This is a genomic window from Vibrio sp. Isolate30, from assembly GCF_022397975.1.
GTDB classification, from domain to species: Bacteria; Pseudomonadota; Gammaproteobacteria; order Enterobacterales; family Vibrionaceae; genus Vibrio; species Vibrio fortis.
Genome location: NZ_JAKEUS010000012.1, coordinates 102311 through 118337, shown reverse-complemented (window position 1 = coordinate 118337; position 16027 = coordinate 102311). Strand labels below are relative to the sequence as shown.

The following is a 16027-nucleotide window of genomic DNA, read 5'->3' as shown; positions in this document are numbered from 1 at the left end:
CTTCATCAATGCTCATATGAATAACTAGGGACGCTCAACAAATTTTAAAGAGTGCAGTCAACATGAAAAAGAATACTATTTTTGCCGCGGTTATCGCAGCGCTATTGGTCGGATGTAACAGCTCAGATAATTCGTATACCGATCGTGAAACAGTGCCGGGAGACCCAGGGGCACCTATTCTTCCACCGGATGATAATGGTGGTAACAATGGCAACGACCAAACCGATCCTGACGAAGATAACGGGCTTAACCCATCGAAAGATCCTTTGATCATTGAAGCTGCACAACGTTGGGGAACCACCTATGAAGAAATGTACACGGCGTGTGAGTTGTGGACATGTAACTTGGCTGGCTTAGATGAGTGTATTACCTTCACCATTGAACGCGATACGCTGCTCCTTGAAGGCTCAAGCAAAATCGTATTTACCTTAGCAGACCATAGACATGATCTTTGGCCAACGTATACTTTTTATAGTGATTTGATTGGTCGTACAGACATCGGCGTTGAACATGTTGACTCAACCTTTGACTATATGGAGTCAGACTCAATTCAACGTGAAGGTTCATCACTACTTGGCTGGAAGACTGGTTCAGACAGTTGGGCGACTCAAGACCCGCGTAACTGTGAAGACGCTTACTGTGCCTACCTTAAGACGTCTTGGTTAGAGAACGCATTGCATGCATCAGCAATGGCTCTCTATCGATTAGACGGTGAAGTGACCGCAACGCAACGTGCGTATATTGCCGAAGAAGAACTAAAAGCCTTGTTCCCAATCTTCAACGCTAACTTCCCTAGCCAATATTAGTAACGGCGCAGTCGACACACGACATAAGCGCCGTCATCATCAGAAAAGTGATGGTCACATAGATGGAAAGATATGAAAGGAGTGATGGTGGACATCACTCCTTTTTGGTTTGTTGTCAGCTGGATTTTCACACTCGTTTAGTTATGCGTGTTTTCCAGTTGGTAGAAGGTCACTTGTGCATAATCGCTGTCGTCACTCGTATTGTCTTGCAGGTAGATACCCGCTTTAAAATACATGTAGTTGTCAGCATCATTGTAACCACTATTTGTCATATCAACTTCTTTAGCAGCCAATTCCGTACCATTTTGACTGATGGTTGTAATTAACTTATCGCCTTCAACGACAATTGAATATGAGAAGGTTTCATCCAACGCGATACCATCGCTTGGGTTACTTTCACTGTTAAGATCCCCATCTGATGTCACCATATTCCCGAGTAAGTTGTACCAAGTTTCATCGCCGCCCGTCGAACTTGAGGTTTCATGCGCAAAGTAAATGGCACCTTTGTTATTATTCGGTAGTTTGTGATAGTAAAGGCGGATCGGCTCATTCTTCTCAGCATGGATCTGACCAATCACGATTCGACCCACTTGCTCAGTATTCGAGGTTGTTGTCGTCACGTGGTTCACAGCGAGCGTCGCCTTCAATGTACCATCAATGCCACCAAAGGCAGCTTGATCACTGGAAGGAATCGATGAGAACGCCCAGTTGTTATCTTTACCCGAGGTTGAGTAAGAAGTATCCCCACGTCTTAACATTTCACGTAACTCGGTTCTAACATACTTGGTGCCACTTGATGTGGTAACCCCTTTAACAGGCGTGTAGAACACCAACCCACCATCACTGCCTGTGTAGAAAAACTCGTCTTCATATCCAGCATCAAGCGTTTTCTCTTTAATCGATGTTGCGTACCCATCGCCTTCGTCCACCGGAATGCTCACATACCAATCTAACAAATCAAAATTGTCAGACGGTGGTGCACTCGGATCAAGGCCATAGTCAGTGCTGTCGTTACCGTGAATTTCCACTTCAGTAATGTTTGTCCATACGCTTTCGGCACTGTTAGAAAATACCTTAATACGAACCCAACGGGCTTGTACGTCTTGAACGTCATAGGTTTCAAATTGAGATGTAGTACCACTGTTGTAGCCATTGTAAATCTTATCCCAGGTACTTGAGCTCTCGTCCGCTAACGCACGAACCTCAAATTTATAGGTTTGCTGCTCACCTTTACCCCAAGCGATCTTCACGTCTTGAACGTTTTGCACGGAGCCAAGATCCAACACCAAATTAACAGGTGCATTTTGTGCCGCCCAGCGGGAAGACCAACTCGTGTCACCATCAATAGCGTTAGAAGCAGGATAAGAGGAGTGTGCCCCACCCCAGTCCGATGCAGACTGAATCGTCAATGTTTCAGCAGCTACGCCACCAGAAAAAAGGGCGAGCATCACCGCGTAGGACAGTGGTTTGCAGGGATTAAAAATCATACAAGTCTCCATAATTTGATTCACGTTTATTATTTTATTCCATAGATTGCACAGCTTCCTCTGTGCAACGGAAGATAATATAGACGAAGATTTGTACGACAAGTTGGCTAAATATCACACTAATGAATTATTATACTACAAATGTTTTTTAGTGTGATATCACCCACCTTTATACCAAATGGCTAACCTAATGTTCGCAACATATGCATTGCATTAACGGTATGTGTCCGTCAGCTCCTCTGACAAACGTGCTTCCAGCGCCTCAATACATAACGAAACGGCTATTGGAGTATGATGCGTATACGGATTAAGCGCATAAACCGTATTGACAGGTAAGTGATGCTGAGGCGTGAGGTTAATGAGCTGCTCATCAAACTGCTTTAAGTAAAAGTCCGGCAATACGCCCACTCCAGCACCCGCTTTGATCAGTGCCGCGCAACTATGAATTGAGTTTGTAACGCAATGAGCTTGTTTATATAGGCTGAATGGTGTTCCCGTGTTCGACTCAAAGTGATGCACAATCTCTCTTCCCTGCCAAGCATTAGCGATGTATGGCAAAGCGTTGAGATCCTGTCCCCGCATGGAAACTACACCACACAGCTGATCTCTAAACCCACCCAATCGCTTCTGCTTCAATGTGCTGTCTGGAGAGCTGCCTACGCGAATAGCGAGGTCGATATCATTGCTCATGAAATCTAAACGCTGATCATCACTCAACAACTCAGGTTGAAGTTTAGGGTAGGTTTTCATCAACTCTGCTATCACAGGTGCTACCAATACATCCATCAACGCATTTGGAGCGGTTATTTTAATGCGCCCTTGCGGCTCCTCCAGTTCAGATTGAGCCGACTCCCACGCTGAGTCTGCAAGATTGTTCAGATCTTTACAGCTCAGATAAAAGCGCTCTCCCATTGGAGTAAGAACTTGCCGGCGAGTAGTACGCTTTAGCAATGACGCACCAAGCTCCTCCTCAAGTCGCTTCAAGTGTTGGCTAACAACTGACTTTGAAAGGTCTAGCTTTAACGCAGCAGCAGACACAGAGCCCTGTTCAACAATATGAGCGAAAATCGACATCTGCCTGAGTTTGTGCATTTTATTGTTCTCTTTTTATAAACAGTCATTTCTATTATCTCTGTTTTTCAAAATAAAGAGTAGCTCTAAACTCAGTATCAATGAATCAGCACAACAAACATATTGGAGTTAAAGATGAGCAATCAAGTCTTAGAAGCGTGTAAGAAAGGCATTGCAGCATGGCAAACCGCATTCAACAGCCAAGACGCTGCAGGTTGTGCAGCCCAGTACAATGAAACATGTATTATGCATGCTCGTCCATTTGGTACTTTTGAAGGACGAGAAGCGATCCAAGCTTTCTGGCAGAATATCATTGACCAAGGCTTTAAAGATGTAGATTACACCGACGTAAAATGGGAAGAGCACCAAGACGGCGGTTACATTTTAACGTCTAGTTGGACAATGAATAAGGCGTTTGGTGTAGTACATCGTGAACACTGGGTAGTGGAAGAAGACGGACAGGCTCGCTTGATCAGCGACGACTTTGAAGTGCAAGGCGAGCGCTAATCGTCTATATAAACGCGGAAATATTACGATTTCAAAAGGTCGACTATGATAATCATAGTTGACCTTTTTTGTTCGATTGATCTATTCGATAACTCGGTTCAGCGAACCGATAAATCTGCTATCAAGTGAGACCAACCTACCAAACGTGATACTCGTGACAAACTGATCTTTTAATTTCTCAGTGACGTAAATTGACCTTGTTATTCGGAGGCTAGTAGGCCAACCTTAAGTAAAGGAAGGCTATGGTTAATGGAGAAAAAACAATGATTAAGATGTTGGTATGTGATTTTGATGGCACCTTGGATGGCGGTTCATCTGACGGGGTCAACCAGCTGTTTGACTACTTGAGCGAACAACCTAGCATCCGTTTCGTCATAGCGACAGGGCGAACTCTTCCTTCAATTAAAAGCGGACTAGCTTCGGATAATTACCCAACCCCGCATAGCATTATCAGCGATGTTGGTACGCAGATTCACCATCACCAACCAGTTCAACAACCTGACATACACTGGCATCAACGATTAAAAGCAACATGGGATAAACGAAAAGTAGAACAAGCTTTGGCAGGTTTTGACTTTATGGGGAAACTCGATCCGAACCATCAAGGCGACTATAAAATTACATTTGAAGGGTCATTAACTGATCACCAAAGAAGCCTCATTGCGAGCTCACTAGAAGCTCACGGGGCCCAAGCCGACCTCACCTATTCTCACGATTGGTACTTAGACGTGACTCCAAAAAACATCAACAAAGCGTCTGCTATCCATCACTTGTTGAAACAACATGATTTAAACATTGATGAAGTATGTGTAGCAGGAGATTCCGCTAACGACACCTCAATGCTAACCATCAATGGTGTTAACTCCATATTGGTTGCCAACCACTATCCAGAAGTTGCTCATCTCTCACAAAGAGACAATGTTTACACCAGCAAGGCGACTCATGCTGCAGGTGTTTTAGAAGGGCTGCAATACTGGCAAGGTCAGCCGAGATAGCCAAATAACTCAGGCTACAAGCAACGAGACCTACAAGTACCTTTTTCTACAAATAACGTTATCTAATGTTAGTCTTATGTTTGGGCTCACTTCCAACCCATTTTCCATAGTGAATTGTCAGTCAGGTCATGCCAATCAATATCTCGCGCCCGCTTGGTCATGACCGCTTCCAGAACACACCGCACAACCACGTCTTCTTCAAATTCCATCTCGGTAATCATAAAGTGCTTTTCTCGATTGACTGGTGAAACTGCCGTCCACTTACTGTGTAGTAACTTCTTAGGGTTGATTCTGTTCATACTACTCTCCTACTTTCTAATTTTATCTATAAGCTTCAAAGAGTTATTTAGATCACTTCCAAACAAAAAAAGCATGATGATTCGATATCACCATGCTTAATATCCACGTTATAGTCTACGCGTAGCTTACCAATCGTAAGTTAAGCTTGCTATCACGTTGCGACGGTCGCCGTAGTAACAATAGTAATTACAAGTTGCGACATACTCTTTATCAAACACGTTCTTTGCGGCTACTTGCAGTTTGTAATCCGCGAATCGGTAGCTCACTGTCGCGTCATACAAAGTATATGAAGGGACTTTGTTTTGTTCGAAATTATCGCCGTAGGTTTCGCCAATATATCGCACACCACCTCCAATGCTCAGCCCATCTAACGCACCATCAAAGAACTGATATTTCGCCCACGCTGAACCGACCAGGTCAGCCACTTGCGCAGGCGTTTTACCCACTTGATTCGCATCTTGATCTTTAGTGATCTCAGAATCCAAAAATGCAAGGTTACCGATCAGTGTCAGTGACTCAGTCACGTTGGCAACAGCGCCCAATTCAACGCCTCGATTACGGATTTCACCAATTTGATTGACTTCATTACTGCCAGTGAGCACATCGACAACATCTGTCTTAGTCGCTTCATAAACGGCAACATTGAACTGGCCATCAAAGCTGTTAGGCAAGTATTTCACGCCGGCTTCGTAGCTCTCACCACGTTCTGGTTTTGCCGCTTGATTCGCCACTGAAGTTTTAATGATAGGTTCAAAAGATTGAGCATAACTAAAGTAAGGGGTAAAACCGGCGGATGTGACATAAGCAATACCTAAGTTCGTCGTCCACTCTTCATAATCCGCTTTGTGAACACTGCCTGTCGTCTCATTAGACTGCTCGTTAGACGTATCATCGTAACGAAGCCCTGCTTGGACAATCAAATCATTGAATCGAATTTGGTCTTGAACGTATAGCCCTAATTGACGGTTCTTAGTTGTATTGTTTTGCAAGTCAGCCTCAGTCATTGGCTGGAATGTCGTAGGATTTAGCAGCACTACGTTATTTGTATAAGTTGGGTTATAGATATCAAACAGAGGATTATTAATACCCGGTGGTATGGTCGTATTGCCATCAGCCACTAGTGGGTCAAAGGCATAGTCTTGGCTATCAATATCAATAGCTTGATAGTCGACACCGGTCAGTAATGTATGCTCAACGGCTCCAGTTCTGAATTCAAAGACCAACCTATTGTCGACATTCAAAGCATCTGACTGACCATCTTCTGTAGATGCCTGACGCAAGATCGTTTTTCGCTCTCCAAGAGGATCAAGTGCAGCATTTATATCTTGAGCATAACCTAAAGAATAAATCTGCTTTAAGTTAATATCCATCCGGCTATAACGTACAGACTGCCCAAAACTTAGTCCTGAATTAAACTCATGATTAAACTCATATCCTAAAGAGAGCTGATCACGTTCGAAGGTTTCCCAATCTGGGTTACCTACCGCGGTACTGTCTGAAATCTTTCCATTTTGGCTGCCAGTCAACGTGCCTTCCATTGGCAAAAATTGCACATAAGGGTCGGAGTCATCTTTCTGATAACTGGCTAAGAAAGTGATGTCTGTCTTATCGCTCATTTTCCACGTCAATGATGGTGCAACCAAAAAGCGCTGTGCCTCAACATCATCAACCTTAGTACCGTTTTTTCGACCAAGCGCTACCAAACGAAACGCCACGTCATCACTGACTTCGTTATTCACATCGAGTGTCACTTGCGTGCGATCAAATGAACCAACATCGATACCCACTTGCCCTGATCCGCCATCAAATTGCGGACGTTTACTGACAACGTTAATCAAACCGCCCGGAGGGTTTTGTCCGTACAATACGGAAGCAGGGCCACGTAACACTTCTACACGCTCTAAACCAAACGGGTCAATTTGCCAGCTGTAAAAACCTGCCGAATAGAGGCGCGTACCATCTTGATATAAGCCTGTTCCGGCTTGTTGAAATCCACGTATAACAAACCAATCTTGCTTATTATCTTCACCAAAATAGTTGGTTTGAATACCCGGCGTATACTGAAGGGCATCTGAAATACTGATAGAGGCACGGTCATCCATCTGCTCTCTAGTCACCACAGAGACTGCTCTAGGGGTTTCATGCAGAGCAAGTGGCATTTTGGTAGCCGTTTGGCTTTTCTCACCGACATAACTAAAATCAGGTCCCACAGCATTATCGTCGACTTGCTGACCAATCACGACCAGCGTTTCATCTTCTGCGGCGTGTACTACTCCTCCACTCAATAATGCGGCTACTGCAATTGAAAGTGGGGTGAGCTTAAGCTGCCATTTCATTCTTCTTTCCTTAGCTAAATTGACAAAAATCAAATTGAATACAAATTATTATCATTTGTATTCATCAAGCGAATTGTAACAGCAGAAAAATGAAAGGGAATTTATAAATCAAGATGGTATGAAACAAGTGATCAGTAGCACGTATAATTGGTTGACTGTATTGTTAAAAATAGTGCGTTGCTGAACACAGTGAGCAAGAGGGATTAAAGAAAATGAAAAGAATCAACTGAGGAGATTAGATAAGACGAATTGAACCAAGATGATTCAATTCGCCCAAAAGTAACTGTAATTTAGTGGCAATACGGTTACATAGAAGTACAGGTACCCTGAATTGCAAGATCCGTCTTAGTAACTTCTGCTTTACCCGTTTGCTCTTCAACCTGCTCTAACGCTGCACCGCCAACGAATACACCCAATTTGATGTACTGCTGAACAAAGTAGTTACGACCTTCTTCTGTATACAGAGTGAGATCATTCGCAGAAAATTCAGATTCAGTGCTGATCGTATGTTCTTGGTTACCCGAAACTTGCTGGTAGAAGAAAACACCAGGTGCAGTCTCACCAACGCAGTCACCATTAATGTAGACATCTTTTTTCAATGCCGCGCCAACTGATGAGTTGTCACGATATACATAAACACCTGCCATGCCTTCTGCCGGTTCTGCAAATTGCTTCAATTTAGTTGACTCAGCTTTATCAGCCGTTGGAACTGTCGCACAACCAGAAAGAACAGACAGTGCGATTGCACCAAAAATTAGTTTAGTTTTCATTTGTTTACCTTTGCCAAATAACTTCCATATATGATTCAGCAAAATGATATACACCCAAAAATATGAATCATGTTGAATTTATAAAAACCTCGACATAAGTAACATATTGCGAGAATTTCTCATTTGTATTTTATAAACCCATCACATTGTTACGATTGTTAACAACTGTAGTCAGTTGTTTTTAAAAGAAAAAAGCCAGCATTACGCTGGCTTATTTTCAACAGATTAGGTTATTTACACTACCCGTTCTTAGGTGGAATAAATGCGGTCAGTTCAAGAGCTGGACCGGTGTATTTTTCAATTTTCACTAGTGCCGAGTTCGCTGCACAGCCGTTTGCTAGACGCGAAGTTGGAATATCAAGCGTTAGCACGTTTGCACCGCCGTTCTTACACAAACCTGTCTCTTTGTCGAGATCCGGCCAGCCACCTTCGTGAATACACACCGCGCCTTGCTTGATACCGTCAGTGACCAAAGCCCCCACCAGTACTTGACCGCGGTCGTTGAACGCACGTACTAAATCACCCGTTTTAATACCGCGCGCTTTTGCATCTTCGGTGTTGATTGAGATTGGCTCACGATTAGCGATTGCGTACTCATCACGGATCTTCGCATAGTTGAATTGACTATGTAGACGGTGCGCAGCATGCGCAGTCATCAACTGCAACTCATCACTCTTCGCTTTACCAAAGAACTCAGTAGGTTCCATCCAAGTTGGGTGAGCAGGACAGTCTTCTAACTGGTAGCCTTCGATCGTTTTTGAGTAAATCTCAATTTTACCTGAAGGCGTGCCTAGTGGGTTCATCACTGGATCTTTACGGAAGTCTGCATGACGCACGAACTGCGCAGCCTTCTTGTTGAACTTCATCTCGATCAGCTGGTTGTCATCCCAGAACTTACCGAATTTAGGCATACGAACACGCGCCTTCTTACCTGCTTTCTGAGCGTCATCGTAGAAGCCTTTCAGCCAACCCATTTCGTCTTTACCTTCGGTAAACACATCACGGCCACCCGCTTTGATCATCTCAGCCATGTCAGCAAATACGTCGAAATCGTTGCGCGCTTCACCTTGTGGCTCAACCACTTTCTTCATCGGTACTAGGTGCTGGTTAGAGTAATCACCCGTCATGGTCATATCGTTGCGCTCAAACGATGTGGTAATCGGTAGAACAATATCACCGTGCTTCGCTGCTGCCGTCCAGTAGATCTCAGAGATAACCACCAGCTCAGGTTTTTGCCATGCATTAATCAAACGGTTGGTGTCTTGGTGGTGTGTAAAGTTACCGCCACCTGCCCACCAGATCATCTTGATGTCTGGGAAGGTTAGTTCGTGGCCATTGTGCATGAATTTAGCACCAGGGTTTTCTAGCGCTTCCACAATACGAGCGACAGGGAATGCATTCACAGCACCTGATACCGCCCAGTCATTACCTGCAGAAGAACCACCGCCAATAGAAGCAGAAATTGCAGGAAGTACACCAGCGTCACGAGTTGGGTTACCGCCATTAGAGTAGTGGTAAGAGAAACCGAAACCACCACCTGGTAGGCCGATCTGACCCAGCATTGCTGCCAGCGTTACCACCATCCAATGACGCTGCTCACCGAACTGTTGACGTTGGATACCCCAACCTGCCATTAGCATGGTGCGATTTTGACTAAAGATGTCTGCCAGCACTTCCATCTGTTTAGCTGGTACGCCGGTGATCTCTTCTGCCCAAGCCGGAGTTTTCTCAACACCGTCTTCTTTACCCATCAGGTAAGCTTCAAACTTGTCATAACCTGTTGTGTATTTGTTGAGGAACTCAACATCGTGCTTGCCTTTTTTAACCAACGAGTGTGCGATACCCATCATCATCGCCACGTCTGTCATTGGGCGCGGAGCAATCCACTGAACAGCGTCACCGAAGAATTCAATGGTTTCAGATTTCATTGGGTCGATAGCAATGATGGTCTTACCCGATTTCTTCAGTTGGTTGAAGAACTCTAGGCCCGAGCAATCTGTTGAGCTCCAAGCAATCTTAAGCGTGTTCAACGGGTTCATACCCCAAAGAACAACAACATCAGAACTCTCTAGAACAACTGGGTGTGTTGTCTGTTGTTCGTATACTTCAATCGAGCCCATAACGTGCGGCATGATGACTTGCGCAGCACCTGTCGAGTAATCACCTAAGTGACCTGAATAGCCACCCGCCATACTCATGTAACGTTGAAGCAGTGTTTGTGCTTTGTGTAGAACACCACTTGAACGCCAACCGTAAGAGCCAGCAAATACAGACTCTGCGCCGCTCTCTTGACGAATACGCATATGTTGTTCGTGAATGAGCTTGTAAGCTTCATCCCAAGAAACACGTACGAATTCATCATCACCACGCTTACCTGTCGGTGCCGATGGGTTTTCCAAGAATCCTTTACGAACCATTGGATATTTAATTCGAGCCTTAGTATGGACTTGATCTGGACCTGTTGTTTGTAGGCTGTTTGGTACTGTTTGAGCCAGCGCGTTGGTGGTTGATACCAACTTGCCATCTTTGACTTCACAGATCATTGGCCCCATACGACCAGCCGTTAGTACCCCTTTACCACGCTTGTTAGCGGCTGCCGCTGTCATTGGTGTTAGCGACGTAAAGGCAAGAGCGCCGGCTGCCATACCTGTTCCTTTAAGGAATCCGCGACGAGTAATATCAGTCATTGTTGTTATCCTTTCGTTTCTTATTTAGTGGCCAGCCACATCTTTGGCGTGGTTCTGGAAGAATTTGGTTAGAAGCTCTAAGTCTTCAGCGGAGATATCAGTACGATCGCCCATGCCTTTCGCCACTGGGCCCCAAGCATTAACGGTAAAGTGACCCGCTGGAATTTTTGCGTGGCAAGTTGCACAGTAAACATTGTCGAGTTCTTCTGCGTAGTCCCAGATAGGCTCAAGAGAGTCCAACACATCAGCATCGATCTGCGCGGTAATCACTGCCGTACGCCACTCATTACCGTATTCGTCTGCGTGGTACTCGCCAGTTTCTAGCGCGTTTTGACCAGCTTCTGTCAGCATCGCGACAATCGCGCGTTGACCTTCGCCGTAGTACAGCACCTGCTCAGCACCTTTCATTTGATAAGCGTGCAGTTCCACTGTGCGCTCAGTGCCTTCTATTGAAACAACATCCAGTTTCGCAGTCGGATTGATCGTGCCAAGCTCGCCCATCTCGATAGTTTCTACCGGGTAAACCACTTTTGCGTCTGGTGCAGTTTTCTCTGTGAACGCCATGAGGTTATCGAACGCTTCGCTATCCATTTCAGGTTCCGGAGCAAAGTGCGCCACACCTTTATGACAATCGATACAGGTTTGATTGCTCTCTTGAGCGTAAGCGTGCATTTTGGCTGCATCTTCAGACTGCTCGTAACTGTCCATCGCATCAAAGGTATGACACGAGCGACAGGTAGCAGAGTCATTTTCACGCAGCTGTGCCCACACTGTTTCAGCCATCGCCATACGGTGTTCTTCGTACTTCTCTTCGGTATCAATCTTACCGGTCACAAATTCGTGATAAATGTCCTTAGATGCACGAATTTTTGTGATTACGTAGTCAATTGGATCCGAAGGAATATGGCAATCTGAGCATTCAGCTCGAATTCCTTTGGCGTTACTGAAGTGAATTGAACCTTCATACTCTTCGTATGGGATCTGCATGGTGTGACAAGAAACGCAGAACTCTGTGCTTGATGTGTAGTGCATGACCGCAGCCGTGCCCCCCAACGTCAACCACCCAATTCCTATGCCTACCGCCGCGATAACAGCGATATAACGTTTTTTAATAGACATATTTAGTAATCATCTTTAACAATTGGTTGCAATTGCGATCAGAGTAATACTTTAGGGTTAGCCCTTATTGATTTATGTCATAATTAGTCTTTTTTGATAATAAATATGCCGTACAGTGGGAGCCAGGTTGTAGATTTACAATTCAATGAATGCGCACCCAATACAAATATCAATAGACCCTTACCCATCCCATAGCCAGAACAAATAAATTCAGCGATATTCATTACAAGAAAAGCCCCCTTTGTTTGGGGCATATCAAGTTAAAACCTCGTTAAGTCAGGTAAAGTCATCGGCGATTTACGTACTATGAGACAATCATGAGTCACTCTGAACTTTTGCAAAAAATTGCTGGTTTTACCCGTATTGAACAAGCGCTTGATTATTTTGAGATCGGTTTTGATAGTCGGTTTATTGAAGAGAACCGAAGTGAATTAGTGAAACGCTTTAATGGTTATCTGATTTTGACAAAACCCGATGATTGGTTCTCAGGACGACGAGCGTTAAAAAACGCGTACTGTAAGGTTCAGCGTAGCAAGCTAGACAAACATACGCGCTCAGCATGCCGTGGTTGTACATCTTGTCAGCGTCGCTAACCTTTTCTGAGTAGTTTGCTTGAAATGAAGTGTGCTAATCTTAGTGCAACTCAACCACGAGATAATAACTACAATGAACATTTTCAGTAATTTTGAAAGCGGCAATATTAATGTCGTTAATGCAGATTCTCCACAAAACATCCAACTGACTATCCCAGCGGATAAACACACAGACATTGCTCAATGGTTTCATTTCCGCTTAGAAAGCGAAGCGCAAGTTTCTCACCATTTTGAAATCCAAGGCTTAGCAAAGTCCGCCTACCCTGAGGGTTGGAAAGACTACGACGTTGTTGCTTCTTACGATCGCGAAGAGTGGTTCCGCATTCCAGCAAAATTTGATGGCGATATACTACAATTCGACATCATTCCTGAGCATGAATCTATGTTCTTTGCGTATTTCGCACCTTACTCTTATGACCGCCACCAAGACTTACTGCACAGTGCTCAAACGCACCCTGCTTGTAAGCTTGAAACGCTAGGTGTAACTAACGACAACAACGACATCAGCCTACTGACCATTGGCGAACCAAGCCCAGAGAAAAAGAATATCTGGATCATTGGTCGTCAGCACCCAGGTGAAACAATGGCAGAATGGTTCATTGAAGGCTTCTTACAGCGCCTTCTTGATGAGACAGATACCGTTGGCCGCGCCCTACTCGATAAGGTTGTGATTCGCGCAGTACCAAACATGAATCCAGACGGCAGCATCCGAGGTCACTTACGCACCAATGGTTTAGGCGTAAACCTGAACCGCGAATGGCAAACACCATCAATGGAGCGTAGCCCAGAGGTTTACCTAGTTCGTGAGCGCATGTTGGAGACTGGCGTTGATATGTTCTTGGATATTCACGGCGACGAAGCAATCCCATACAACTTTGTTGCGGGTAGTGAAGGTATTCCCTCTTACGATGCTCGTTTACAAGGTTTGGAAGAGCACTTCAAACAAGCACTATTCACTATCACACCAGAATTCCAAGATGAAGTTGGTTACGATAAAGACGAGCCAGGTAAAGCAAACTTAACCGTTGGCTCGAACTGGGTAGGTGAGCAGTTCAAATGTCTTTCTTATACGGTTGAAATGCCATTTAAAGACCACATTAGTCATGCAGAAGAGCTTTACGGCTGGTCGCCAGAGCGCAGCGTGGCATTTGGTCACGATATGCTAGCGGCAGTTTGGGCAACAGTACCAAAACTGTAACCCATTTAAGCTATGTACGAGTAGCTCTATAAATTTATCGCAGCTATGGATACAAAAAGCCCGAGAGTCACTTCACTCTCGGGCTTTTTATTATTCTTTATTATGCCGCTCTTAAACTTGCGAAAAATGCGGGGTAACGTTGGCGAATATGTCGTTGTTCAGACACCATGTCTTTAAAGCTCGGCCCACGAGACAACTGAATGATCACTTCATTGCCATCAAAGCGTAATACCGCGCCTGTAACATCGACTCGCTTTTCATCATGCAGATCGAGTGTGCCCGCCATAGAGAGCCCACGATAAAAATGACTGACATTCCGAGTCATAACACGCACGCCTTTCTCAGATACTTCGCTCACTTGAAAGAGCTCATCTTTGATACGCATGATCGGCCTAGCGCCCTTTGGGTATTTTAAGCGATAGTACTGGCGTTTTTGGGTAAACGACCCGTCACTCATTTATCTGTCTCCCTACACATGGCACCAATTAAGCACCAAATTCAATATCCACCTAACAAATAAAGATAACATAAATCATCATTAGATTTAATTATCGACAACGCTCGTCAGACCTTTAGCTAAAATATCAACAAGTGTTGAGACAGAGTTCGCATTTCGTTCATCAAGGTGATCAGTCAGTCGGATGAAACCACATAGCTTTGACTTGCTAAAATGGTTCACTCTGCACATATCCGCTGTTAGACTCCTTTCCCTCTTTTCAATTGGTTCACACTATGACGTTCAAATCTCTAAACCTGTGTCCTGAGCTTATCGATGCTCTTCCTAAAGCTCTACAACAACCAACCGAGATCCAACATAAATCGATTCCAGCGATCTTAGATAAAAGAGATTTACTGGCACTGGCTCAAACGGGTAGCGGGAAAACACTTGCATTTGGTTTGGGTGGGTTACAGAACCTTGAACGTGATATCAATGCTGTTCAAAGCCTGATTGTGGTGCCAACTCGTGAACTGGCCAACCAAATATCTTCTTCATTAACGCCCTTTGCAAGCGCGCTCTCCATTCGTGTTGCAACCTTCATAGGTGGCATGAGTGAAGAGAATGTTAATGATGCTCTAAGCAGTAAACCACAGATGGTCGTGGCCACGCCTGGCCGTTTAGTATCCTTGATTGAACAAGGTTTATTGTCACTGTCGCATTGCCAGGCATTGGTGCTAGATGAAGCTGACCGCCTGTTGGACATGGGGTTTTGGCCTGACATTCAAGTGGTCAAAAAATCCTTGCCGGCAAAACATCAAACTCTACTGTTCTCCGCGACACTACCAAGCGAACTCGAGCACCAAGCTGATGAATTGCTATTCAAGCCTCTAAAAGTCAACGTTCATCCAAAAAACAGCGTGGCTCAAAACATCAAAGAGACACTGTACTTAGTCAACAAAGGCAGTAAACCCCAAGCGCTTATCAGCCTATTGCAGCAGTACAAAAACACTCAATCTCTGGTTTTCATCGGAGCTAAAGACAACGCGGACGCTCTGACCAAAAAGCTTAAGAAAGCCAAACTCAACGTAGAAGCACTACACGGGAATAAAAGCCAAGAAGAGCGCAGCCAGATTCTCGAAGATTTCAAAAAAGGGCGTATTGAAACGCTGGTTGCAACCGACGTGATGGCGCGTGGTATCCATATTGATGCTCTACCTCTCGTGATTAACTTCGAATTGCCAGCGCATTCGGCAAACTATGTCCATCGTGTTGGGCGCACAGCTCGGGCTGGCGCTACTGGTCATGCAATTTCATTAGTGAGTCACAGTGAAGCTGAAACTTTAAATGCAATACGCCAGTTAACAGAGCGAGCGTTACCTGTTCAGTCATTAGAAGGCTTCCCAGTAACAGATAAGCCTGCTACTGAAGGTACACAACGTAAACGCCCACCAAAAGACAAACAGGCAAACCGTCGCACAGCTAAGAAAAAGAGCATTAAGCAGTTCAAGAGTAAAAACTCACGTTAATCAAACGCGGGAGCAAGCCATCGCTCACTGCAAAACAATAGCGCTTTTATTCAAAAATTGTACATTCATTCAAAGCCCAGCTCAGAACTGGGCTTTTTTACACCTGAACCGCGCAAAATAGTCATCTTCACACATATAAAATGCCTTATTTTGAGGCTCGGATTTATGCTGCTTTAAATTACATTTTTATGAA

General features: G+C 44.6%; 14 protein-coding genes. 6 read left to right on the top strand and 8 right to left on the bottom strand.

Features of this window, described 5'->3' with window-relative positions; genetic code table 11:
- Positions 1-62: 62 nt before the first annotated feature.
- Positions 63-806 carry a hypothetical protein gene (locus L1D60_RS20920; RefSeq protein WP_239842790.1) on the top strand — a complete coding sequence of 248 codons (744 nt, stop codon included), beginning with the start codon at positions 63-65 and terminating at the stop codon, positions 804-806.
- 137 nt (positions 807-943) lie between these two features.
- Here the strand turns inward: L1D60_RS20920 and L1D60_RS20915 are convergent, their stop codons facing one another.
- Both L1D60_RS20915 and L1D60_RS20910 read right to left on the bottom strand, forming a co-directional pair.
- Positions 944-2293 (bottom strand): polysaccharide lyase family 7 protein, encoded by a 1350-nt coding sequence (locus L1D60_RS20915; protein WP_239842789.1) that lies wholly within the window; start codon positions 2291-2293, stop codon positions 944-946.
- A gap of 213 nt (positions 2294-2506) precedes the next feature.
- A complete protein-coding gene (locus L1D60_RS20910; protein WP_239842788.1) occupies positions 2507-3385 on the bottom strand; it encodes a LysR family transcriptional regulator in 879 nt (292 codons plus the stop codon).
- Between the two features lie 114 nt (positions 3386-3499).
- Between L1D60_RS20910 and L1D60_RS20905 the strand changes: the two genes are divergently transcribed.
- Both L1D60_RS20905 and L1D60_RS20900 read left to right on the top strand, forming a co-directional pair.
- Positions 3500-3871, top strand: coding sequence for a nuclear transport factor 2 family protein (locus L1D60_RS20905; protein WP_239842787.1), 372 nt, complete (start codon positions 3500-3502; stop codon positions 3869-3871).
- Between the two features lie 263 nt (positions 3872-4134).
- The gene (locus L1D60_RS20900) at positions 4135-4866 is read left to right on the top strand and encodes an HAD-IIB family hydrolase (RefSeq protein WP_239842786.1); all 732 of its coding nucleotides are present in this window, start codon (positions 4135-4137) and stop codon (positions 4864-4866) included.
- Between the two features lie 86 nt (positions 4867-4952).
- Here the strand turns inward: L1D60_RS20900 and L1D60_RS20895 are convergent, their stop codons facing one another.
- The 5 genes from L1D60_RS20895 to L1D60_RS20875 form a co-directional block, all read right to left on the bottom strand.
- Positions 4953-5165, bottom strand: a complete 213-nt coding sequence (locus tag L1D60_RS20895; RefSeq protein ID WP_239842785.1) for a TIGR02450 family Trp-rich protein — start codon at positions 5163-5165, stop codon at positions 4953-4955.
- Between the two features lie 126 nt (positions 5166-5291).
- A complete protein-coding gene (locus L1D60_RS20890; protein ID WP_239842784.1) occupies positions 5292-7502 on the bottom strand; it encodes a TonB-dependent siderophore receptor in 2211 nt (736 codons plus the stop codon).
- 305 nt (positions 7503-7807) lie between these two features.
- Positions 7808-8272, bottom strand: coding sequence for a DUF2846 domain-containing protein (locus L1D60_RS20885; RefSeq protein ID WP_239842783.1), 465 nt, complete (start codon positions 8270-8272; stop codon positions 7808-7810).
- Positions 8273-8511: 239 nt separating this feature from the next.
- The gene (locus L1D60_RS20880) at positions 8512-10959 is read right to left on the bottom strand and encodes a molybdopterin guanine dinucleotide-containing S/N-oxide reductase (protein ID WP_239842782.1); all 2448 of its coding nucleotides are present in this window, start codon (positions 10957-10959) and stop codon (positions 8512-8514) included.
- A gap of 24 nt (positions 10960-10983) precedes the next feature.
- Positions 10984-12078 (bottom strand): NapC/NirT family cytochrome c, encoded by a 1095-nt coding sequence (locus L1D60_RS20875; RefSeq protein ID WP_239842781.1) that lies wholly within the window; start codon positions 12076-12078, stop codon positions 10984-10986.
- Positions 12079-12395: 317 nt separating this feature from the next.
- Here L1D60_RS20875 and L1D60_RS20870 point away from each other — a divergent pair, with 317 nt between their 5' ends.
- Both L1D60_RS20870 and L1D60_RS20865 read left to right on the top strand, forming a co-directional pair.
- Positions 12396-12671: a nitrogenase-stabilizing/protective protein NifW gene (locus L1D60_RS20870; protein ID WP_239842780.1), complete on the top strand. Its 276-nt coding sequence runs from the start codon at positions 12396-12398 to the stop codon at positions 12669-12671.
- 73 nt (positions 12672-12744) lie between these two features.
- Positions 12745-13869, top strand: a complete 1125-nt coding sequence (locus tag L1D60_RS20865; protein ID WP_239842779.1) for a M14-type cytosolic carboxypeptidase — start codon at positions 12745-12747, stop codon at positions 13867-13869.
- A 100-nt stretch (positions 13870-13969) separates the two neighbouring features.
- Here the strand turns inward: L1D60_RS20865 and L1D60_RS20860 are convergent, their stop codons facing one another.
- On the bottom strand, positions 13970-14326 hold the full coding sequence (locus tag L1D60_RS20860; RefSeq protein ID WP_239842778.1) for a PilZ domain-containing protein: 357 nt from the start codon (positions 14324-14326) through the stop codon (positions 13970-13972).
- Positions 14327-14601: 275 nt separating this feature from the next.
- Here L1D60_RS20860 and L1D60_RS20855 point away from each other — a divergent pair, with 275 nt between their 5' ends.
- Complete coding sequence (locus L1D60_RS20855; RefSeq protein ID WP_239842777.1) at positions 14602-15834, top strand: DEAD/DEAH box helicase; 1233 nt, start codon at positions 14602-14604, stop codon at positions 15832-15834.
- Positions 15835-16027 lie beyond the last annotated feature (193 nt).

Coding starts and splice junctions, on each gene's coding strand:
- L1D60_RS20920 (WP_239842790.1), top strand. CDS start 63: ATGAAAAAGAATACTATTTTTGCCGCGGTTATCGCAGCGCTATTGGTC.
- L1D60_RS20915 (WP_239842789.1), bottom strand. CDS start 2,293: ATGATTTTTAATCCCTGCAAACCACTGTCCTACGCGGTGATGCTCGCC.
- L1D60_RS20910 (WP_239842788.1), bottom strand. CDS start 3,385: ATGCACAAACTCAGGCAGATGTCGATTTTCGCTCATATTGTTGAACAG.
- L1D60_RS20905 (WP_239842787.1), top strand. CDS start 3,500: ATGAGCAATCAAGTCTTAGAAGCGTGTAAGAAAGGCATTGCAGCATGG.
- L1D60_RS20900 (WP_239842786.1), top strand. CDS start 4,135: ATGATTAAGATGTTGGTATGTGATTTTGATGGCACCTTGGATGGCGGT.
- L1D60_RS20895 (WP_239842785.1), bottom strand. CDS start 5,165: ATGAACAGAATCAACCCTAAGAAGTTACTACACAGTAAGTGGACGGCA.
- L1D60_RS20890 (WP_239842784.1), bottom strand. CDS start 7,502: ATGAAATGGCAGCTTAAGCTCACCCCACTTTCAATTGCAGTAGCCGCA.
- L1D60_RS20885 (WP_239842783.1), bottom strand. CDS start 8,272: ATGAAAACTAAACTAATTTTTGGTGCAATCGCACTGTCTGTTCTTTCT.
- L1D60_RS20880 (WP_239842782.1), bottom strand. CDS start 10,959: ATGACTGATATTACTCGTCGCGGATTCCTTAAAGGAACAGGTATGGCA.
- L1D60_RS20875 (WP_239842781.1), bottom strand. CDS start 12,078: ATGTCTATTAAAAAACGTTATATCGCTGTTATCGCGGCGGTAGGCATA.
- L1D60_RS20870 (WP_239842780.1), top strand. CDS start 12,396: ATGAGTCACTCTGAACTTTTGCAAAAAATTGCTGGTTTTACCCGTATT.
- L1D60_RS20865 (WP_239842779.1), top strand. CDS start 12,745: ATGAACATTTTCAGTAATTTTGAAAGCGGCAATATTAATGTCGTTAAT.
- L1D60_RS20860 (WP_239842778.1), bottom strand. CDS start 14,326: ATGAGTGACGGGTCGTTTACCCAAAAACGCCAGTACTATCGCTTAAAA.
- L1D60_RS20855 (WP_239842777.1), top strand. CDS start 14,602: ATGACGTTCAAATCTCTAAACCTGTGTCCTGAGCTTATCGATGCTCTT.